The organism is Massilia sp. HP4 (assembly GCF_005222695.1).
GTDB lineage: Bacteria > Pseudomonadota > Gammaproteobacteria > Burkholderiales > Burkholderiaceae_D > Telluria.
On record NZ_STGG01000048.1, the window covers coordinates 63,216 to 83,163 of the forward strand.

Below are 19,948 nucleotides of genomic sequence, written 5' to 3' on the forward strand. Positions count from 1 at the left end.
GCGCGGACAACTCATTATCGGAGAGAAGAAAAAGCATGCGCGCGCGCCCCTTATCCCTGCACTGCTCCCTGTTCGTCCTGGCTGCCCTGGGCAGCCTGCCGGCCCACGCCGACACCCTGGTCGACAACGCCAACGGCTATACCCTGAACGGGAAGGGTGAGCTGGTCCAGTTCACCACGATCGCCTTCGACGACAAGGGCCGCATCATCGCGCTCGGCGCCAGTGCCGACGTCGCTGCGAAGGCGCCGAACGCGAAGCGCATCGATATGCAGGGACGCACCCTGCTGCCGGGCCTGATAGACGCCCACGGCCACGTGTTCGGCCTGGGCCAGCAACTGACCCAGCTCGACCTGTTCCACAGCACCTCGCTCGACGGCGCCCTGAAGTCGATCGGCGACTACGCGCGCGCCAATGCCGATCATGCATGGATCCGCGGCCGCGGCTGGAACCAGGAGAACTGGAAGCTGGGGCGCTTCCCGACGGCGCAGGAACTCGACGGCGTTATCAAGGACCGCCCGGTATGGCTGGAACGGGTCGACGGCCACGCCGGCTGGACCAATAGCCGCGGGCTGGCGCTGGCCGGCATCACGAAATCGACGCCAGACCCGGTCGGCGGCAAGATCGTGCGCGACGCCAATGGCGACGCGACCGGCGTGCTGGTCGACACCGCCCAGGAATTGCTGACCCGCGTGCTGCCGCAGCAGACCGAGGCCGAAGGGCGCCTGATGCTCGACCGTGCCCTCGGTGAACTGGCGCGCGTGGGCCTGACCAGCGTGCACGACGCCGGCGTCGACGTGGCCCAGGACCGCCTGTACCGCGCCTATGCCGATCAGGGCAAGCTGACCACCCGCGTGTACGGCATGATCGCCGGCACCGACAAGGACTTCGACCAGCTGGCAGCGAACGGCCCCGTGAGCAATTACGGCAACGGCATGTATGCGCTGCGCGCCGTCAAGCTGTACTCGGACGGCGCCCTGGGCAGCCGCGGCGCCGCCCTGATCAAGCCGTACAGCGACGAATCGCACTCGCACGGCCTGCTGTTCCATAAAACCGCGCAGATGGATGCGATGATGGCCAAGGCCATGCGCCGCGGCTACCAGGTCAACGTCCACGCGATCGGCGACGCCGGCAACAAGCAGATCCTCGACATCTACCAGAAGGAGTTGAAGGCGACGAACAGCGCGGCCCAGCGCCACCGCATCGAACACGCCCAGGTGGTGCTGCCTGCCGACATCCCGCGCTTCAAGACGCTGGACATCATCCCGTCGATGCAGCCGACCCATGCCACGTCCGACAAGAACATGGCCGAGACCCGCATCGGGCCGGATCGCATCAAGGGCGCCTATGCCTGGCGCAGCTTCCTGCACCAGGGTTCGCGCATCGCCTGCGGTTCGGACTTCCCGGTCGAGTCGCCGAACCCGTTCTTCGGCATCCACGCCGCCGTCACGCGCCAGGATGCGCAAGGGCAGCCGGTGGCCGGCTGGTATCCGAACCAGGCGATGTCGCTCAAGGAGGCCTTCCGCTGCTTCACCCTGGACGCGGCCTGGGCCGGGCATCAGGAAAAAGACCTCGGTTCGCTGGAGCCGGGCAAGCAGGCCGACTTCATCGTGATCGACCAGGACCTGTTCCGCATGCCGACCTACGACATCCACAAGACCGGCGTGCTGGAGACCTGGGTGGCCGGCCGCCAGGTCTTCAAAAAATGAATTGACGAGGTTGTATAGACAACCTAGACTTCAGAGCAGCTTTACGGCGCGCGCCGCTGGCGTGCGCCGTGTCACCGACCGAAGGAGCCGCCATGACCACCGATTCGCCCCGCCTCGACGATCCACGCTACGACCCCTCGCGCATCATCCAGGCCCCGCGCGGCAGCCAGCTCAGCTGCAAGAGCTGGCTGACCGAAGCCGCCTACCGCATGATCCAGAACAATCTCGACGCCGAGGTCGCCGAAAACCCGCAGCGCCTGGTGGTCTATGGCGGCATCGGCCGCGCCGCCCGCAACTGGGAATGCTACGACCAGATCCTGGCCTCGCTGCGCACCCTGGAAGACGACCAGACCCTGCTGATCCAGTCCGGCAAGCCGGTCGGCGTGTTCCAGACCCACCCGGATGCGCCGCGCGTGCTGCTGGCGAACTCGAACCTGGTGCCGAAGTGGGCCGACTGGGAACACTTCAACGAACTCGATCGCAAGGGCCTGTTCATGTACGGCCAGATGACGGCCGGCAGCTGGATCTATATCGGCACCCAGGGCATCGTGCAGGGCACCTATGAAACCTTCGCCGAGGCGGGGCGCCAGCACTTCGGCGGTGACATGGCGGGCCGCTGGGTGCTGACGGCGGGCCTGGGCGGCATGGGTGGCGCCCAGCCGCTGGCCGCCACCTTCGCCGGCGCGGTGTCGCTCACCGTCGAATGCCAGCAGAGCAGCATCGACTTCCGCCTGCGCACCCGCTACCTCGACAAGCAGGCGCGCGACATCGACGACGCCCTGGCCATGATCCGCCAGCACAAGGATGCGCGCGAAGCCGTCTCGATCGGCCTGCTCGGCAATGCGGCCGAGGTGCTGCCCGAACTCGTGCGCCGCGCGCAAGAGGGTGGCCTGGTGCCCGACCTGGTCACCGACCAGACCTCGGCCCATGACCTGATCAACGGCTACCTGCCGATCGGCTGGACGGTCGAAGAGTGGAAGGCGGCGCAGCAAGACCCGAGCCAGCATGCGCGCCTGAAGAAAGACGCTGCGCAGGCCTGCGCGATCCACGTGCGCGCCATCCTCGACTTCAAGGCCATGGGTTCGTATGCCGTCGACTATGGCAACAATATCCGCCAGGTAGCCAAGGACGAGGGCGTGCAGGATGCCTTCGACTTCCCGGGCTTCGTGCCGGCCTATATCCGGCCGCAGTTCTGCGAGGGCCGCGGCCCGTTCCGCTGGGTGGCGCTGTCGGGCGATCCGGAAGATATCTACAAGACCGACGCCAAGATCAAGGAACTGTTCCCGCACGACGCGCGGGTGCACCGCTGGCTCGACATGGCGCGCGACCGGATCGCCTTCCAGGGCCTGCCGGCGCGCATCTGCTGGCTCGGCCTGGGCGAGCGCCACCTGGCCGGCCTGGCGTTCAACGAGATGGTGCGCACGGGCGAGCTGAAGGCGCCGGTGGTGATCGGCCGCGATCACCTCGACACCGGCTCGGTGGCGAGCCCCAACCGCGAGACCGAGGCCATGCGCGACGGCACCGATGCGGTCTCCGACTGGCCGCTGCTGAACGCCCTCTTGAACACGGCCGGCGGCGCCACCTGGGTCTCGCTGCACCATGGCGGCGGCGTGGGCATGGGTTACTCGCAGCATTCCGGCGTGGTGATCGTGGCCGACGGCACCGAAGCCGCAGCCAAGCGCCTGGCGCGGGTGCTGGTGAACGACAGCGCCTCGGGCGTGATGCGCCACGCCGACGCCGGCTATGACAGCGCCATCGATTGCGCCAGGCGCAATGGCCTGAATCTCCCAATGATCAAGTAAAGAATCTTGCAACCATGAACGATACCAAGAACTTCACCCTGCAACCGGGCCAGATGACGCTCGTCGACCTGCGCGCGGTATGGGCCGAGCGCCAGCCATTGAGCCTGGCCGCCGATGCCTGGGACGCGATCGCGGCGTCCTGCGCCACGGTCGACGCCATCGTCGCCAAGGGCGACCCGGCGTATGGCATCAACACCGGCTTCGGCATCCTGGCCAAGGCCCATATTCCCAACGACCAGCTGGCCACCCTGCAGCGCAACCTGATCCTGTCGCATGCGGTCGGTACCGGCGAACTGCTGTCGGATACGATCGTGCGCCTGATCCTCTTGACCAAGATCGGCAGCCTGGCGCGCGGTTATTCGGGCGTGCGTCCGGTGATCGTCGAGACCTTGATCGCGCTGTACAACGCCAACATCATGCCGGCGATTCCTTGCCAGGGCTCGGTCGGCGCCTCGGGCGACCTGGCGCCGCTGGCCCATATGACGCTGGCGATGCTGGGCGTGGGGCCGGTGCGCCACAACGGCGCGCTGGTCGATGCCGGCGACGCCTTGCGCGCGGCCGGCATCGAACCGGTGACATTGGCGGCGAAAGAAGGCCTGGCCCTGATCAACGGCACGCAGGTCTCGACCGCGCTGGCGCTGCACGGCCTGTTCATGGCCGAACGCCTGCTCGAAGCCGCGATGGTCACCGGCGCGCTGTCGGTGGATGCGGCGCGCGGCAGCGACGCGCCGTTCGATCCACGCATCCACGCGGTGCGCGGCCAGCCGGGCCAGATCGCGGCGGCCCGGATCTACCGCGAACTGGTGGCCGGCAGCGCGATCCGCGCTTCGCACCTGGTGGGCGACGAGCGCGTGCAAGACCCGTACAGCCTGCGCTGCCAGCCGCAGGTGATGGGCGCGGTGATGGACCTGATCGCGAATGCCGGCCGCACCCTGCTGATCGAGGCGAATGCCGTGACCGACAATCCGCTTCTGTTTATTGGGGAAAATGCGGGCGGCGAAATCATCTCTGGCGGCAACTTCCACGCCGAGCCGGTAGCCTTCGCGGCCGATACGCTGGCGCTGGCGATCGCCGAGATCGGAGCGCTGGCCGAGCGCCGCATCGCGCTGCTGATCGACGCCAACCTGTCCGGCCTGCCGGCCTTCCTGGTGCGCGAACCGGGCCTCAATTCGGGCTTCATGATCGCCCACGTGACCGCCGCCGCGCTGGCGTCCGAGAACAAGTCGCTGGCCCATCCGGCCAGCGTCGACAGCCTGCCGACGTCGGCCAACCAGGAAGACCACGTGAGCATGGCGACCTTCGCTGCGCGCCGTCTCGACCAGATGGCGCACAATACGGCGGTCATTGTCGGGATCGAACTGCTGGCGGCCAGCCAGGGGATCGAGTTCCACCGCCCGCTGCAAAGTTCCGAGACCCTGGAATCGGTGCATGCGCAGTTGCGCCAGCAGGTCGCTCCCTACGATGCCGACCGCTTCTTCGCGCCCGATATCGAGGCCGCGCGCAAGCTGGTGGTCGACGGCGCGCTGTCGGCGTCGTGCAAGGAGTTGTTCACCGTGCTGCACCCGTAAATAGTTACTACAGGAGTCGCGATGGAGTTCCGGTTCAAGGCAGGCAGGCTTCCCATGCTGGTATCGATGCCGCATGCGGGCACTGACATTCCCGACGAGGTGGCGGACACGCTGGCGCCGTGCGCGCAGGCGCGCGCCGACACCGACTGGCACTTGCCGGAACTGTACGGCTTCCTGGAAGAGATGGGTATCTCGACCATCTCGGCGCGCTGGTCGCGCTACCTGATCGACCTGAATCGCCCGCCCGAGGACACCAACCTGTACCCGGGCCTGGACACGACCGGCCTGTGCCCGCTCGACACCTTCGGGCGCGAGCGTCTGTACCACGAGGGCATGGAGCCCGACGGGGCCGAGGTGCAGCGACGCCTGGAGCGCTACTGGCGGCCCTACCACGAACAGCTGCAGTCCGAGCTCGGGCGCCTGAAGGCCGAACATGGCCGCGTGGTGCTGTGGGAAGCGCATTCGATCGCCTCGATCGTACCGCGCTTCTTCGAGGGCAAGCTGCCTGACCTGAACTTCGGCACCGCCGAAGGCAAGTCCTGCGCACCGGGCCTGGAGCAGGCCATCCTCGGCGTGGCGCGTGCCCAGCAGCGCTATTCCATCGCCCTGAATGGCCGCTTCAAGGGCGGCCACATCACGCGCCACTACGGCCAGCCGTCGAACGGCGTGCACGCGATCCAGCTCGAGAAATGCCAGTGCCTGTACATGAACGAGGCGCCGCCGTTCGACTATCGCCCCGACGTTGCGGCCGGCCTGCAACCGCTGCTGCTCGACATGATAGGCGCCGCGGTGGAGTGGGTGCGCGCATGAGCGCCCTGTTTGCCTGCCACGCATTGCTGGCGCAGGGCTGGCAGCGCGATGTGCTGCTCGAATGGGACGCGCACGGCGACCTGACCCGGGTGTCGCCCGGCGCGCCGGCTTCGCCCGACGCAAGGCGCGCCGAATACGTCTTGCCCGGCATGGTCAACCTGCACTCGCATGCCTTCCAGCGTGCGCTCGGCGGACTGACCGAGCGCGCCGGCGACGGGCCGGACAGCTTCTGGACCTGGCGCGACCTGATGTACCGCTTCGCCGCCCGCATCACCCCCGAACAGATCGAGGCCATCGCGGCCCAGCTGTTCGCCGAATGCCTGCGCCACGGGTATACCTCGCTGTGCGAGTTCCACTACCTGCAGCGCGATGTCGACGGCGCCAGCTATGCGCGGCCGGCCGAGACGGCCGCGCGCGTGGCGGCGGCGGGGCAGGTGGCCGGCATGGGCTTGACCCTGCTGCCGGTGCTGTACAGCCACGCCGGTTTCGGCGAACAGCCGCTGGCGCCGGCGCAGGCGCGCTTTCGCACGAACGTGGACGACGTGCTCGGCATCGTCGAGGCCCTGGCGCCGCTGCGCAGCGGCCAGCTGGAGGTCGGCGCCGCCCCGCACTCGCTGCGCGCGGCCACGATCGATCAGATCAGGGCGCTGGCCAGCGGCCTGCCGCAGGGACGTCCGCTGCACATCCACATCGCCGAGCAGCAGGGCGAGGTGGCGCAGTGCCTGGCGCATGCGGGGCGGCGGCCGGTCGAGTACCTGATGGACCACGTCGCGCTCGATGCGCGCTGGTGCCTGGTGCATGCCACCCATGTGAACGAGACCGAAGTGGCGGCGCTGGCCAGGAGCGGCGCCGTGGCCGGCCTGTGCCCGACCACCGAGGCCAACCTGGGCGACGGCCTGTTCCCGCTGGCGCCCTTCATCGAAGCGGGCGGGCGCTTCGGCATCGGCAGCGACAGCCATGTGTCGCAAAGCCCGGTCGAGGAATTGCGCTGGCTCGAATACGGCCAGCGCCTGCTGCACCAGAAGCGCAATGTGGCGCACACGCGCCAGCAGCGCCAGGTCGGCGACTATCTGTGGCAGGCGGCGCTGGCAGGCGGCGCCGATGCGAGCGGCCGCCGCGTCGGCCGGCTCGAGGCCGGCAAGCGCGCCGATCTGCTGGTGCTCGACAACGATCATCCGAACCTGGATGGCGTGAATGAGGCCGAAGTGCTCGGACGTGTTGTATTCTGTGGCAACGACAACCTGGTGCGCGACGTGCTGTGCGGTGGCCGCTGGGTCGTGGAAAACGGGCGCCACGTGGCGCAGGAGGCGATTGCCGGGCGTTACCGCCAGGCGATCAGGGATTTGCGCGCAGAGACCCAATAGGTGGCGAAATGACTGTCTTGATTCCGTTTGCAGGTTTGTCCCCGGTGCCGTGGAAGAACGGCGGCGGCAGCACGATCGAGATCGCGATCGGCCCGAATGACGCCAACTTCGACGATTTCGACTGGCGCGTCAGCATGGCGACCATCGCCGAGGACGGCGCCTTTTCGCAGTTCCCGGGCGTGGACCGCACCTTGGCGCTGGTCGACGGTCATGGCATGACCTTGCAGATCGATGGCGAGCCGGCCCTGATCAGCCAGGCCGAGCCGGTGGTCGCCTTCGACGGCAGCTCCGAGGTGCAGGCCCGGCTCAACCGCGGGCCGACGCTCGATTTCAACGTCATGTCGCGCAGCGAGCGCTGCTGGCACCAGTTCGGCCGGCGGCGCCTGAGCGGCGACTCGACCTTCGTCGCGCGCGCCGAAGTCACCGTGCTGTTCCTGGCCGAGGGCGACAGCCTGCAACTGGCCAGCGACGACGAGCGCGTCGGCCTGGTGCGCTACGACGCCGTGATCCTCGACCAGGGCACCGTGTGGTCGCTCGAAGCGGGGCAGGCCACGATCTACATCGTCGACGTCCACTATTACTCGGAAGACGATGACGACGAAATGTATGACTGACCTGCTGTTTACCAACGTCCACCTGGCGACGATGGAAGACGGCTACGGCGAGTTGGCCGATGCCGCGCTGGCGGTGAAGGATGGCCGCATCGCCTGGATCGGCGCCCGCGCCGACGCGCCGCCAGCGAAGCAGGTGCACGACTGCGGCGGCGCCTGGATGACGCCGGGCCTGGTCGACTGCCACACCCACGTGGTCCACGCCGGCAACCGCAGCAACGAATGGGAAGCGCGCCTGAACGGCGCCACCTACGAAGACATCGCGCGCCAGGGCGGCGGCATCATGTCGACGGTGCGCGCGACCAGGCAGGCCAGTGTCGATGCCCTCGTGGAGGCGAGCCTGCCGCGCGTGCGCGCGCTGCTGGCCGAGGGCGTGACCACGCTCGAGATCAAGTCGGGCTATGGCCTCGAACGCGGGGCCGAGGAGCGCATGCTGCGCGCCGCGCGCCGCATCGGCGAGCTGCTGCCGGTGCGGGTGGCGACCACCTTCCTCGGCGCGCACGCGCTGCCGCCCGAATTCGCCGGCCGCCAGGACGATTACGTGACCGAGGTTTGCGACCGCATGCTGCCGGCGCTGGCCGGGCTGGGCCTGGTCGACGCGGTGGATGCCTTCTGCGAACGGATCGGTTTTACCGGTGCCCAGACCGAGCGCGTATTCGAGGCGGCGCGCAAGCTCGACCTGCCGCTCAAGCTGCACGCCGAACAATTGTCTGACCAGGGCGGGGCGGAACTCGTGGCGCGCTATGAGGGCCTGTCGGCCGACCACCTGGAACACCTGAGTCCACAAGGCATCGCCGCGATGGCGCGCGCGGGCACCGTGGCCGTGCTGCTGCCCGGGGCCTATTACTTTTTACGTGAGACGGTCATGCCGCCGATCGCCGCCTTGCGCGAAGCCGGCGTGCCGATGGCGGTGGCCACCGACTGCAATCCCGGCACCTCGCCCATGACGTCGCTGCTGCTGGCGATAAATATGGCCTGCACCCTGTGGCGCCTGACGCCGCAAGAAGCCCTGCTTGGCGCGACCGCCTATGGCGCGCTGGCCCTGGGCCTGCAGGCCGAGATCGGCACGCTGACGGTCGGCAAGCGCGCCGACCTGGCCTTGTGGAAGATCGCGCGGCCCGCCGACCTGGCGTATGCGATCGGTTTCAATCCCTGCCAGGCCGTGGTCAATGGCGGCGTGTTGCGCTCACCGCATCTTCCTGGCTGATCAAACGACGCTTGTCTTTCGGGCGCAACACCCTTCAGGCGCATTGGGTAGGTGCTTGATCGCCCTCAAGCCAGGCTTTCGCTCCTGGCCGATGATGGAAAAAACGCGCACACATCGAGACAAGTAATTACAGCGGTAAGCAAATGTAAGGCTTAATGGATCCATAAGAATGGCCGACTATAGTCATTCATGTGATTCCCATCTCCCCTCCCCATTTGCCAAAATGGGTTTGCCCACGACGCTAACGCCTCGTGGGCTTTTCTTTTGTCTGACGCTTTTCTTCGTCCTCTTAGCCGCGCTGCGCCAGCGATGCCAGGCTGTCGCCGGTAACGCGGCAAATGCGCCAATCCGGCATCACATCGGCGCCCATGGCCTTATAGAACTGGATTGCCGGCTCGTTCCAGTCGAGCACAGACCATTCGAAACGCCCGCAACCGCGTTCGACCGCCAGCTGCGCCAGGCGTTGCAGCATCTGCGTGCCATAGCCCTTGCCGCGGTGCGACTGCTTCACGTACAGGTCTTCGAGGTACAAACCCTTCTTGGTGAGGAAGGTCGAGAAATTGTGGAAGAACAGGGCGAAGGTGACGACTTCGCCGTTTTCCTCGCCGACGATCGCCTCGCAAGATGGCAGCGCGCCGAACAGGCCTTCGTGCAGCAGGGCTTCGGTGGCGACCACCATGTGTTCGAGTTTCTCGAACACGGCCAGCTCCACGATCATGGCGTGGATGTGGGCGATGTCTTGCGGCTGGGCAGGGCGGATGGAGAAGGCGGTATTAACACTCATGGCGATTCGATGGCATTGTTCAGGTTAGCGGATTGCACGCTCTTGACGGCAGGCGCGCGCACGGCCCAGGCGACGCTGGCCAGGCACAGCACCATGCCCAGGAATTCGAGCAGGCCGGGACGGTAGTCTTCAAGCAGGACCGACAGCAGCACCGACAGCACCGGCGTGACCACGCCGATGTAGACGGCCTTGTTGGCGCCGATGCGGCCGATCAGGGTGAAGTAGGCGAAGAAGGCGATGACCGAGCCGAAGATCGACAGGTAGAACAGGCCGGCCCAATAGCTGGCGCTGTCCGGGAGAATGACTGCATCGCCATTGGCGAGCGACCACACTGCTACCATCGAGGCGCCCCACAGCATCGACCAGGCCATCGTCAGGGGCAGATTGGAACATTGTTCCTTGACCTTGTTGACCACGATGCTGCCGGCGGAAGCGGCCATCGTCGCTGCCAGCGCGAGTACCACGCCAGACAGGAAGTGGCCGTCACCGCCGCCTTGCAGTTCTTTCCAGGCATCGCCGATCGAGTGCCAGAACAGCAGGGCCACGCCGACGGTGGCGACTGCCCCGCAGGCCCAGGTACGGCCACTGATCGCCGTGCCAAAGAAGATGCGGCTCCAGATCGGGGTCCAGAACACCATCAACGCGAACATCACCGCCACCAGGCCGGAGACGATGTGCTGCTCCGATTCATAGGTGCAGATATACGAGATGCCGAAGGTCAGCGCCCCTTGCAGCGCCATCCAGCGATGGGTGCGCCATGGCAGCACCAGGCTGTCGCGGCGCACGAGGCAGATGACGAACAGGGCCGCTGCAGCGAGGAAGAACCGGTAGGCCACCGAGACGGCGGGAGCGGCGTGTCCCAGCTGTAACGTGATGGCCCAGAAGGTCGAGCCCCAAATCAATGAGGCGATGATGAAGAGGACGGGAGAGGACATCGCGGGAGTATAGTTCGCCCGCATCATTCTTGCCGGCATCTTTTAAGACGGCGGAAGGCGATGATGTATCAAAAGCGCAACACCACCATTACCTCGTCAATAGGCCAGCCGCATTCGACGATACAAGAAGCTCAGCACGAACAACGGCCCGATCAACAAGAACCTCAGATCATCGAAAAACGACGGCTTCTTGCCCTCGATATGGTGCCCGATGAACTGCCCGATCCAGGCCAGCACGAACACCCCGATCGAGGTCACCAGCACGGTGCCATCGGGCAGCATGTTCAGCAGCCCCAGCATCACGGCCGCCATCGCCGCCATCCCCAGGGCGAAGGGCCTGGACAGCTTGACGTAATAGACCAGCGCCGCAGCCACGACCAGCAGGGCAACGACCGGATGGACCGCCCACAGGATGCCCAGCAGGCTGAACACGATGGCCGGGATGCAGACGAAATGGATCAGTTCATTGACGGGATTGCGGTGGCTCTCGGCATAGCGGGCCAGCAAGACATCGATATCGCGCGGCGTAGAGGAAAATTCCATGGCGGGCGTCTCCGGTTGTTGTAGCGGTAATTTTACGCCCGCTCAGTCTCCCTGTCCCATCTGGCGCACCCCCGACGGCAGCGCCGGCGCCGGCGCCGCGGTATCGGCCGGTTGCAGGCGCAAATTGGGATGGTTGGCGAACAATTCCGAGATCCATTCGACAAACACCCGCACCTTGGCCGACAGGTGGCGGTTGTGCGGATACACGACGTGCACCGGCAGCGGATCGCAGCGCCATTCGGAGAGCAGGCGCACCATCTTGCCGGTGGCCAGGTACTCGTTGAGCAGGTAGTCGGTCATATTGATCACGCCCAGGCCCGACAATCCCGCCTGAACATAGGCGCTCGAATCGTTCAGGGCGATGACGCCGGGCAGGGTCATTTCGATCCGTTCGCCATCGCGGCTATAGTCCCAGTTGATGATCTTGCCATTCCTGGCCGAGAAATAATTGACGCAGCGGTGGCGCTCCAGGTCGCGCGGGTGCATCGGCATGCCATAGCGTTCCACATAGGCGGGTGCGGCGGCGGTCACGAAGTTGATCACGCCGACACGGCGCGCGATCAGGTTGGTGTCCAATAGTTCTCCACCGCGCACGGCGCAATCGACGCCTTCCTCGATCAGGTCGACCGGACGGTCGGTGGTGCCAAGCTCGAGCGTGATGTCCGGATAGCGCTCGAAGAAGTCGGGCAGGGCGGGAATCAGGATCTCGGACGTCAAACCGGTCGGTGTATCGACCCGCAGGCGCCCGCTGGGGCTGAAACGGTGGCGCGACAGCGATTCTTCGGCATCGCGCACATCCGACAGGATGCGCACGCAGCGCTCATAATAGGCGGCGCCATCGGACGTCACCGACACATGGCGCGTCGTGCGATGCAATAGCTTGGAGGCAAGCGAGGATTCCAGCGACTGGATCAGCGTCGATACCGTTGCCTTGGGCAATTGCAGGGTTTCGGCGGCACGCGTAAAGCTGCCGGCGTCGACCACCTGCACGAAAACTTCCATGGCCTGGAGCTTGTTCATCTCTCGTCAGAATAAAAAATAAGAGGATTGTTCAGCAATCCGAACAATCAATTCGGTATTGCCATCTTTATCTGATTGTAGATGAAGACTATTATGTGTGCATCGCAACAAAGTATTTATCAAGAGAAGACGGAGCAGGACCATGAGCCATCGGAACATTCAGAACGGAATTTTTACCACGGTAGCAGTCGCCCTGAGCGGTGTCGCACTGGCGGGCCTGCTCTGCACCGATGCCTATTCGCGCGCCGCCGGCGCCGAAGCACGTGGCTTCCACGCCCTGTCCCTTGAGATGCAGATGAGCTGCGCCGGCGACTGCGCCGAAGTCGACGAGCGCATCGTCCAGCTCCAGAAACAAGAGGCGGCCCGATGAGCGCCGTGCTCGAAGCCGTCGACCGCACCCTGAACGTGCGCGAACTCGAGGTCGGCGGCGCCACCGGCCCGCTGGCCGCACGGCTGTATGCCGCCGGCCCGGCCGCCAAGCGCGACATGCTGGTGGTGTATTTCCATGGCGGCGGTTTCGATAGCGGCGACCTGGACGAGTGCGACGACTTCCTGCGCAGCCTGGCCGAATGCGACCACCTGCCGCTGGTGCTGGCCACCACCTATACGCTGGCGACCGTGAGCCCGTTCCCGGCCGCGGTCGAGGATGCCCACGCGGTGCTGCAGTGGGCCAAGAAGAACAAGACCAAGCTGGGCTGGAATGGCAAGCAGTTGGTAACAGCCGGCATCGAAGCCGGCGCCAACCTGGCGGCGGTGTGCGCGCTGATGTCGCGCGACCGCGGCGGCCCGGCCCTGGCCGGCCAGATCCTGGTGATGCCGATGCTCGACCCGGCGCTGTCCACCGGTTCGATGCGCCAAATGACTTATTGCGCCGATCGCGAGAAGGCGGCCACCGTATGCGCGGCCGCCTACCGCGGCTACCTGCCGCACGCGGCCGACCGCTCGCATCCGTATGCGGCGCCGCTGCACTCGAGCCGCCTCAAGAACCTCGCGCCGGCGCTGATCCTGTCGGCCGAAGACGATCCATTACGCGACGAGGCTGAACAATACGGCGCCAAACTGATCAACGCCGGCATTTGCACCACCGTGCGCCGCATGGCCGCACCCGACCTGCAGGATCCGAACGGGCGCAACGAGTGCGCCTGCAAGGTGCAGGCAATGCTTGAAATTTCCAGCTTCCTCGCGCGGCTGGAAGGGCGCGGGGGCGCCTGACCGCTCAGCACCAGTCACCTGAAGCCTGGCCGAGCCAGCCGGGCAAATCATCGCATCGCAAGACACCGTGCCAAAGGCACTGGTGGGGGAACCGTTGTAACTGCGTATTACGCATCTAAAGCGGGTAAGCAAGAGTAAATCTGAAAAGGAGGGTCGCCATGAATCACAACGAGCAGGCACGGGGCCGGCGGTTGCAAGCAGCGCGCGACTGTCCACGGGCCTGAGCCCGGCGCCGCCGGCATGAACTGACCGGCCGCGCTTCATCCATTTCCTGAAATTTTTTCCGCGCCAAGGCGTGGAAGGGGCTTCTTTTCGCCAGCGTTTCGCTCGACACGACAAGTCGGCGACGCCGGACGGGGTTTTATTGTCTTTTCAATCGTCGTGAATAAGAAAGGTTAATCATGAATAACCATCCAGAACTGGGCAAAACAAAAGGTCTGTTGCAGGGCAAGCTGCGCGTGATCGTCGCCGCGCTGGCGCTCGCCGGCGTGGTCGGCGCCGGTGTGACCGGCTGCGCCGACGCCAACAGCAACGATGCACCGGCAGCGCCCGCCGCGCCGCCGGTCTCGGCCGCCGTGGTGCTGCAAAAACCCGTCCTCGAGACCCAGGAATTCTCGGGTCGCCTGGAAGCGATCGATGTGGTCGAGATCCGTTCGCGGGTGTCGGGCTACATCACCGCCGTCAATTTCAAGCCGGGCGCCGAAGTCAAACGGGGCGAAGTTCTCTTTGTGATCGACCCGCGTCCCTACCAGGCCGAATCCGATCGTACCCAGGCCGCCGCCGCCGCCGCCCGTGCCCGCGCCGACCTGGCGCGCCTGGAACTGCAGCGCGCCGAGCGCCTGCTGGCCGATAAAGCCATCGCCCAGCGCGAGTTCGACGAACGCGACGCCAGCCAGAAGGAACTCGACGCCAGTGCCCGCGCCGCCACCGCCGAGCACGAGGCCGCGCGCCTGAACCTGGCCTATACCCGCGTCACCGCCCCGATCGACGGCCGCGTGTCGAAAGCCGAGATCACCCTCGGCAACCTGGTCGACGCCAGCGCCGTGCTGACCTCGGTCGTGTCGCTGGACCGCATCTACGCCAGCTTCGACGGCGACGAAAGCACCTATCTGCGCGTGAGCCGCCGCACCCACGCCGGCCAGCCGGTCGACGTGAAGGTCGGCCTGGCCGGCGAGGAAGGCTTCCCGCACAGCGGCAAGCTGGAATTCGTCGACAACCAGCTCGACAGCCGCAGCGGCAGCGTGCGCATGCGCGCCACCCTGGCCAACGCCGACCGCCAGCTGGCGCCGGGCCTGTTCGCCCGCGTCCAGATCGCCGGCGGCGCGCCGAGCCAGCAGATCCTGATCCAGGACCGCGCCATCAACACCGACCAGGACCGCAAATTCGTCTATGTGGTCGATAAAGAAGGCAAGGCCGAGTACCGTGCCGTCAAGCTTGGACCGCTGGACGACGGCCTGCGCGTGGTGCGCGACGGCCTGAAACCAGGCGAGAAGATCGTCGTCAACGGCCTGCAGCGCGTGCGTCCCGGTGCGCCGATCGCCGCGCAGATCGTGCCGATGGTGGCGCCTGCAGCGCCCGCAGCACCTGCCCCAGCGGCCAAGGATGCCACCGTGGCGCTGGCCGACGTCAAGGAGTAATCGAACATGAACTTTTCCAGATTCTTTGTCGACAAGCCGATCTTCGCGGCGGTGCTGTCGGTGATCATCTTCGTCGGCGGCCTGATTTCGATCTTCCAGCTGCCGATCTCCGAGTACCCTGAGGTGGTGCCGCCATCGGTGGTGGTGCGCGCCCAGTATCCGGGCGCGAACCCGAAAGTGATCGCCGAAACCGTGGCCACGCCACTGGAAGAACAGATCAACGGTGTCGAGGACATGCTGTACATGTCCTCGCAAAACACCTCGGACGGCGCGCTGATGCTGACCGTGACCTTCAAGATCGGCACCAATGTCGAGCAGGCCGAGACCGCGGTGCAGAACCGGGTCCAGCGCGCCTTGCCGCGGCTGCCGGAAGAGGTGCGCCAGATCGGCGTGACCACGGTGAAATCGTCGCCCAATATCACGATGGTGGTGCACCTGAATTCGCCCAATGGCCAATACGATGACCTGTACCTGCGCAACTACGCGGTGCTGAACGTCAAGGACCAGCTGGCCCGCATCAACGGCATGGGCGAGGTGCAGCTGTTCGGTTCCGGCGAATACGCGATGCGGGTCTGGCTCGATCCGCAGAAGGTGGCTGCGCGTAACCTGACCGCGGGCGACGTGGTCGAGGCGATCCGCGAACAGAACGTGCAGGTCGCGGCCGGCGTGATCGGCCAGGGTCCGGCCAAGAACGCCGACTTCCAGCTGACCGTCAACACCGTGGGCCGCCTGCAGAGCGTCGAACAGTTCGGCGACATCGTCCTCAAGACCAACGCCGACGGCGGCACGACCCTGCTCAAGGACGTGGCGCGCCTGGAACTCGGTTCCAGCTCGTATGCGCTGCGCTCGCTGCTGAACAACAAGTCGGCGGTGGCGATTCCGATCTTTGCCGCCCCTGGCGCCAATGACTTGCAGTTGTCGGCCGACGTGCGCGCCACGATGGATACGCTGGCGCAGGACTTCCCGCAGGGCGTCGAGTATTCGATCGTGTATGACCCGACCCAGTTCGTGCGCGAATCGATCGACTCGGTGGTCAAGACCCTGCTCGAAGCCGTGGTGCTGGTGGCGCTGGTCGTCATCATCTTCCTGCAAACCTGGCGCGCCTCGATCATCCCGCTGCTGGCGGTGCCGGTCTCGGTGGTCGGTACCTTCGCCGTGATGCTGGCTTTCGGCTTCTCGATCAACACCTTGTCGCTGTTCGGCCTGGTGCTGGCGATCGGCATCGTGGTCGACGATGCGATCGTGGTGGTGGAAAACGTCGAACGGAATATCGCGAATGGCCTCACGCCGCATGATGCGACCATCCAGGCCATGAAAGAAGTGTCTGGCCCGATCATCGCGATCGCGCTGGTGCTGTGCGCCGTGTTCGTGCCGATCGCCTTTGTGGCGGGTCTCACCGGCCAGTTCTATCGCCAGTTCGCCCTGACCATCGCGATTTCGACCGTGATCTCGGCCTTCGTGTCGCTGACCCTGGCGCCGGCCCTGTCGGCCTCTATCCTGCAGCCGCATCACGCGCCGAAGGATCGCCTGACGCGCATGATCGATGCCGTGTTCGGCCGTTTCTTTGCCGTGTTCAACCGCTTCTTCGCCCGTTCGTCCGAGAAGTACGAGCATGGTGTGAAAGGTGTCCTGCGCCGCAAGACCGCCGCCATCGGCGTCTACCTGGCGCTGGCCGTGGCTGCGGTGTTCATGTTCAAGGCAGTGCCGCCGGGCTTCGTGCCGCAGCAGGATAAGGCCTACCTGATCGGCTTCGCCCAGCTGCCGGACGCCGCGTCGCTCGACCGCACCGAAGCCGTGATCCGCCAGATGTCGTCCATTGCCAAGGAAATCCCGGGCGTGGAATCGTCGATCGCCTTCCCCGGCCTGTCGATCAATGGCTTCACCAATGCGCCGAACGCCGGCATCGTGTTCACCAGCCTGAAGCCGTTCAAGGATCGCAAGGGCAAGGACATGAGCGCCGACGCCATCGCGGCCGAGATCAACAAGCGCATGGGCGCCGTCGAAGACGCCTTCGTGCTGGTGCTGTCGCCGCCGCCGGTGAACGGCCTGGGCACGACCGGCGGCTTCAAGATGATGATCGAAGACCGCGGCAACGTCGGCTACGACGAGTTGAACAAGGCAGTGCAGGCGCTGCAGGGCCGCGCCTGGCAGACCCCGGAGCTGGCTGGCGTGTTCTCGGGCTTCCAGATCAACGTGCCGCAGCTGTTCGCCGACATCGACCGCGTGAAAGCCAAGCAGCTGGGCGTGCCGCTGTCCGCGATCAACCAGACCCTGCAAGTCAACCTGGGTTCGGTGTACGTGAACGACTTCAACCAGTTCGGCCGTACCTACCAGGTGCGCGTGCAGGCCGACGCCGAGTTCCGTTCGCACCGCGAGCAGATCGATCACCTGAAGGTGCGCAGCAATAGCGGCGAGATGATTCCGCTGTCGTCGGTGATGCGCGTGAAGGACACCTATGGTCCGGACCGCGTGACGCGCTACAACGGTTACGTTGCAGCCGAGATGAACGGCGGCGCCGCCCCTGGCGTGTCGTCGGGCCAGGCCCAGGCCATCATGGAACAGATCGCGAAAGAGACGCTGCCGAAGGGCGTGGCGTACGAATGGACCGAGCTGACCTACCAGGACATCCTGTCGGGTAACACCATGATCTATGTGTTCCCGCTGTGCGTGCTGCTGGTGTTCCTGGTGCTGGCCGCCCAGTACGAAAGCTGGACCCTGCCGCTGTCGGTGATCCTGATCGTGCCGATGTCGATCCTGTGCGCACTGGCCGGCGTCAAGCTGTCGGGTGGCGATAACAACGTCTTCACCCAGATCGCGCTGTTCGTGCTGGTGGGGTTGGCCTCGAAGAACGCGATCCTGATCGTGGAATTCGCCCGCGAACTCGAAGACCATGGTCGCAGCGTAATCGACGCCGCGCTGGAAGCCTCCCGCCTGCGTCTGCGTCCGATCCTGATGACGTCGATCGCCTTCATCGCCGGCGTGGTGCCGCTGGTGTTCTCGAGCGGCGCCGGCGCCGAGATGCGCCACGCGATCGGTATCGCCGTGTTCTGGGGCATGCTGGGCGTGACCTTCTTCGGCCTGTTCCTGACGCCGCTGTTCTACGTGCTGCTGCGCATGCTGGCCAAGCGTTTTGAAAAACCTGCGAAGGCGCCCGCCGTGGCGCACAGCACGGAAGGAGTACATTGAGATGAATAATCCATTCATTCGACGCGGCGTCGCGCCGCTGCTGGCGGCCCTGCTGCTCGCCGCTTGCGCTACCCCTGATTTCGTCCAGCCGCACGTCGCCACCCCGACCGCCTTCCGCGAGTCGCAGGCGCCGAAAGCGGCCGACCTGGAAGTGGCGGGTGTCGACGGTTCGCGCTGGAAGCCGGCGCAGCCGGCCGAAGCCCAGCCGCGCGGCCAGTGGTGGCTGGCGTTCAACGACCCTGCCTTGAGCTCGCTGATCGAAGAAGCCGCCGCCAACAACGCCAACCTGTCGGTCGCGGCCAGCCGCGTCAAGCAGGCGCGGGCCATCGCCGGCATCGCCGAAGCCGACCGCATCCCGCAAGTGGGGATCGGCATCGGCGCCCAGCGTGCACGCCTGTCGCCGCTGGAGTCGAACCTGCCGCAAGGCACCGACACCGAAGCGCGCAACAGCTATACGGCGCGCCTGTCGGCCAGCTACGAGGTCGACCTGTTCGGCCGCGTGGCGGCCGGCGTGTCGGCGGCGCGCGGCGACGCGGCCACCTCGGAAGCGAACTTCCGCTCGGTGCTGCTGGCGCTGCAGGCCGACGTGGCGCAGACCTATTTCAGGCTGCGCGCGCTCGACGCCGAACTGGAAACGGTGGACCAGACCGTGCGCCTGCGCGAAGAAAGCGTGGGCGTGACCCAGCGCCGCTTCGACCTGGGCGACATCGGCGAATTCGACCTGTCGCGCGCCCGCACCGAGCTGGCCACGGCGCGCGCCGAAGCGATCGGCGTGCAGCGCCAGCGCGCCACGACCGAGCATGCGCTGGCGGTCTTGCTGGGCAAACCGGCGGCCGACTACGTGGCCGGCCCCAGCCCGCTGCTCGACTCGAGCCTGATGCCGGCGATCCCGGCAGGCCTGCCATCGACCCTGCTCGAGCGCCGTCCCGACATCGTCGCCGCCCAGCGCGCGATGGAAGCGTCCAATGCCCGCATCGGCGTGGCGCGCGGCGCCATGTTCCCGGCCCTGACCATCAGCGCCGACGGCGGCGGCGTGGGCGGCGTGTTCTCCGAAGTCTTCAAATGGAGCAGCCGTTCGTGGGTGGTCGGGGCGCTGGCCTCGATGCCCCTGATCGACGGTGGCCGTAACCGCAACAACGTGGTGCGCAGCGAAGCGGCGCTCGAAGAATCGGTCGGCACCTATCGCCAGAGCGTGCTGGTGGCGTTCGCCGAAGTCGAGGACAACCTGTCGGGCCTGCGCATCCTGGCCGGCCAGTCGGCGCAGATCGACGCTGCAGTGGTCTCGGCGCGCCGTTCGGCCGACCTGGCGCAGAAGCTGTATGACGCTGGCCGGTCGAGCTACCTCGAACTGCTCGATGCGCAGCGCAACCTGGCGGCGGTGGAACGCAGCGCGGTGCAGCTGCGTGGCGACCGCGCGCTGACGACCGTGGCGTTGATTCGTTCGCTGGGCGGTGGTTGGGATGCGCCGCAGGCGGGAGCGGCTACGCTGGCGCAGCGCTGATTTAACGTTTTATCCCTGGCAGATTGTTTGCCCTTTGCGGCGGTGCGTGCGAGCGTATCGCC

The 19,948-nt window shown here is 66.1% G+C and carries 16 protein-coding genes; 12 read left to right on the plus strand and 4 right to left on the minus strand.

The window, feature by feature from the left end; translation table 11 throughout:
* Nucleotides 1–35: 35 nt before the first annotated feature.
* From E8M83_RS18015 to hutI, 7 genes are all read left to right on the plus strand, one after another.
* Entirely contained in the window at nucleotides 36–1,706 is a 1,671-nt protein-coding gene (locus tag E8M83_RS18015; RefSeq protein ID WP_137174732.1) for an amidohydrolase, read from the plus strand.
* Nucleotides 1,707–1,798: 92 nt separating this feature from the next.
* Nucleotides 1,799–3,508, plus strand: coding sequence for a urocanate hydratase (gene hutU, locus E8M83_RS18020; RefSeq protein WP_137174733.1), 1,710 nt, complete (start codon nucleotides 1,799–1,801; stop codon nucleotides 3,506–3,508).
* A gap of 14 nt (nucleotides 3,509–3,522) precedes the next feature.
* Nucleotides 3,523–5,076, plus strand: coding sequence for a histidine ammonia-lyase (hutH, locus tag E8M83_RS18025; RefSeq protein WP_137174734.1), 1,554 nt, complete (start codon nucleotides 3,523–3,525; stop codon nucleotides 5,074–5,076).
* A gap of 21 nt (nucleotides 5,077–5,097) precedes the next feature.
* Entirely contained in the window at nucleotides 5,098–5,886 is a 789-nt protein-coding gene (gene hutG / locus E8M83_RS18030) for an N-formylglutamate deformylase (protein WP_137174735.1), read from the plus strand.
* Nucleotides 5,883–7,250, plus strand: a complete 1,368-nt coding sequence (locus tag E8M83_RS18035; RefSeq protein WP_137174736.1) for a formimidoylglutamate deiminase — start codon at nucleotides 5,883–5,885, stop codon at nucleotides 7,248–7,250. The genes hutG and E8M83_RS18035 overlap by 4 nt, the downstream gene beginning before the upstream one ends.
* 8 nt (nucleotides 7,251–7,258) lie before the next feature.
* Nucleotides 7,259–7,864: a HutD family protein gene (locus tag E8M83_RS18040; RefSeq protein WP_137174737.1), complete on the plus strand. Its 606-nt coding sequence runs from the start codon at nucleotides 7,259–7,261 to the stop codon at nucleotides 7,862–7,864.
* Nucleotides 7,857–9,068: an imidazolonepropionase gene (gene hutI, locus E8M83_RS18045; protein WP_137174738.1), complete on the plus strand. Its 1,212-nt coding sequence runs from the start codon at nucleotides 7,857–7,859 to the stop codon at nucleotides 9,066–9,068. Before E8M83_RS18040 ends, hutI begins: the two co-directional genes overlap by 8 nt.
* A gap of 289 nt (nucleotides 9,069–9,357) precedes the next feature.
* Here hutI and E8M83_RS18050 read toward each other — a convergent pair whose 3' ends face one another.
* The 4 genes from E8M83_RS18050 to E8M83_RS18065 form a co-directional block, all read right to left on the minus strand.
* The gene (locus tag E8M83_RS18050) at nucleotides 9,358–9,852 is read right to left on the minus strand and encodes a GNAT family N-acetyltransferase (protein ID WP_137174739.1); all 495 of its coding nucleotides are present in this window, start codon (nucleotides 9,850–9,852) and stop codon (nucleotides 9,358–9,360) included.
* Entirely contained in the window at nucleotides 9,849–10,787 is a 939-nt protein-coding gene (locus E8M83_RS18055) for a DMT family transporter (RefSeq protein WP_137174740.1), read from the minus strand. Before E8M83_RS18055 ends, E8M83_RS18050 begins: the two co-directional genes overlap by 4 nt.
* A gap of 96 nt (nucleotides 10,788–10,883) precedes the next feature.
* Nucleotides 10,884–11,330, minus strand: a complete 447-nt coding sequence (locus E8M83_RS18060) for a DUF962 domain-containing protein (protein ID WP_137174741.1) — start codon at nucleotides 11,328–11,330, stop codon at nucleotides 10,884–10,886.
* 42 nt (nucleotides 11,331–11,372) lie between these two features.
* Nucleotides 11,373–12,350 (minus strand): LysR family transcriptional regulator, encoded by a 978-nt coding sequence (locus tag E8M83_RS18065; RefSeq protein ID WP_137174742.1) that lies wholly within the window; start codon nucleotides 12,348–12,350, stop codon nucleotides 11,373–11,375.
* A 142-nt stretch (nucleotides 12,351–12,492) separates the two neighbouring features.
* Here E8M83_RS18065 and E8M83_RS18070 point away from each other — a divergent pair, with 142 nt between their 5' ends.
* From E8M83_RS18070 to E8M83_RS18090, 5 genes are all read left to right on the plus strand, one after another.
* Entirely contained in the window at nucleotides 12,493–12,720 is a 228-nt protein-coding gene (locus tag E8M83_RS18070) for a hypothetical protein (protein ID WP_137174743.1), read from the plus strand.
* A complete protein-coding gene (locus tag E8M83_RS18075) occupies nucleotides 12,717–13,562 on the plus strand; it encodes an alpha/beta hydrolase (RefSeq protein ID WP_137174744.1) in 846 nt (281 codons plus the stop codon). The genes E8M83_RS18070 and E8M83_RS18075 overlap by 4 nt, the downstream gene beginning before the upstream one ends.
* Nucleotides 13,563–13,963: 401 nt before the next feature.
* Complete coding sequence (locus E8M83_RS18080; RefSeq protein WP_137174745.1) at nucleotides 13,964–15,199, plus strand: efflux RND transporter periplasmic adaptor subunit; 1,236 nt, start codon at nucleotides 13,964–13,966, stop codon at nucleotides 15,197–15,199.
* A 6-nt stretch (nucleotides 15,200–15,205) separates the two neighbouring features.
* The gene (locus E8M83_RS18085) at nucleotides 15,206–18,385 is read left to right on the plus strand and encodes an efflux RND transporter permease subunit (RefSeq protein ID WP_137174746.1); all 3,180 of its coding nucleotides are present in this window, start codon (nucleotides 15,206–15,208) and stop codon (nucleotides 18,383–18,385) included.
* A 1-nt stretch (nucleotide 18,386) separates the two neighbouring features.
* Complete coding sequence (locus E8M83_RS18090; RefSeq protein WP_137174747.1) at nucleotides 18,387–19,886, plus strand: efflux transporter outer membrane subunit; 1,500 nt, start codon at nucleotides 18,387–18,389, stop codon at nucleotides 19,884–19,886.
* The last annotated feature ends 62 nt before the right edge of the window (nucleotides 19,887–19,948 follow it).

Excerpts from the sequence above, each read along its gene's own strand:
- E8M83_RS18015 (WP_137174732.1), top strand. The coding sequence starts at position 36 with ATGCGCGCGCGCCCCTTATCCCTGCACTGCTCCCTGTTCGTCCTGGCT.
- hutU (WP_137174733.1), top strand. The coding sequence starts at position 1,799 with ATGACCACCGATTCGCCCCGCCTCGACGATCCACGCTACGACCCCTCG.
- hutH (WP_137174734.1), top strand. The coding sequence starts at position 3,523 with ATGAACGATACCAAGAACTTCACCCTGCAACCGGGCCAGATGACGCTC.
- hutG (WP_137174735.1), top strand. The coding sequence starts at position 5,098 with ATGGAGTTCCGGTTCAAGGCAGGCAGGCTTCCCATGCTGGTATCGATG.
- E8M83_RS18035 (WP_137174736.1), top strand. The coding sequence starts at position 5,883 with ATGAGCGCCCTGTTTGCCTGCCACGCATTGCTGGCGCAGGGCTGGCAG.
- E8M83_RS18040 (WP_137174737.1), top strand. The coding sequence starts at position 7,259 with ATGACTGTCTTGATTCCGTTTGCAGGTTTGTCCCCGGTGCCGTGGAAG.
- hutI (WP_137174738.1), top strand. The coding sequence starts at position 7,857 with ATGACTGACCTGCTGTTTACCAACGTCCACCTGGCGACGATGGAAGAC.
- E8M83_RS18050 (WP_137174739.1), bottom strand. The coding sequence starts at position 9,852 with ATGAGTGTTAATACCGCCTTCTCCATCCGCCCTGCCCAGCCGCAAGAC.
- E8M83_RS18055 (WP_137174740.1), bottom strand. The coding sequence starts at position 10,787 with ATGTCCTCTCCCGTCCTCTTCATCATCGCCTCATTGATTTGGGGCTCG.
- E8M83_RS18060 (WP_137174741.1), bottom strand. The coding sequence starts at position 11,330 with ATGGAATTTTCCTCTACGCCGCGCGATATCGATGTCTTGCTGGCCCGC.
- E8M83_RS18065 (WP_137174742.1), bottom strand. The coding sequence starts at position 12,350 with ATGAACAAGCTCCAGGCCATGGAAGTTTTCGTGCAGGTGGTCGACGCC.
- E8M83_RS18070 (WP_137174743.1), top strand. The coding sequence starts at position 12,493 with ATGAGCCATCGGAACATTCAGAACGGAATTTTTACCACGGTAGCAGTC.
- E8M83_RS18075 (WP_137174744.1), top strand. The coding sequence starts at position 12,717 with ATGAGCGCCGTGCTCGAAGCCGTCGACCGCACCCTGAACGTGCGCGAA.
- E8M83_RS18080 (WP_137174745.1), top strand. The coding sequence starts at position 13,964 with ATGAATAACCATCCAGAACTGGGCAAAACAAAAGGTCTGTTGCAGGGC.
- E8M83_RS18085 (WP_137174746.1), top strand. The coding sequence starts at position 15,206 with ATGAACTTTTCCAGATTCTTTGTCGACAAGCCGATCTTCGCGGCGGTG.
- E8M83_RS18090 (WP_137174747.1), top strand. The coding sequence starts at position 18,387 with ATGAATAATCCATTCATTCGACGCGGCGTCGCGCCGCTGCTGGCGGCC.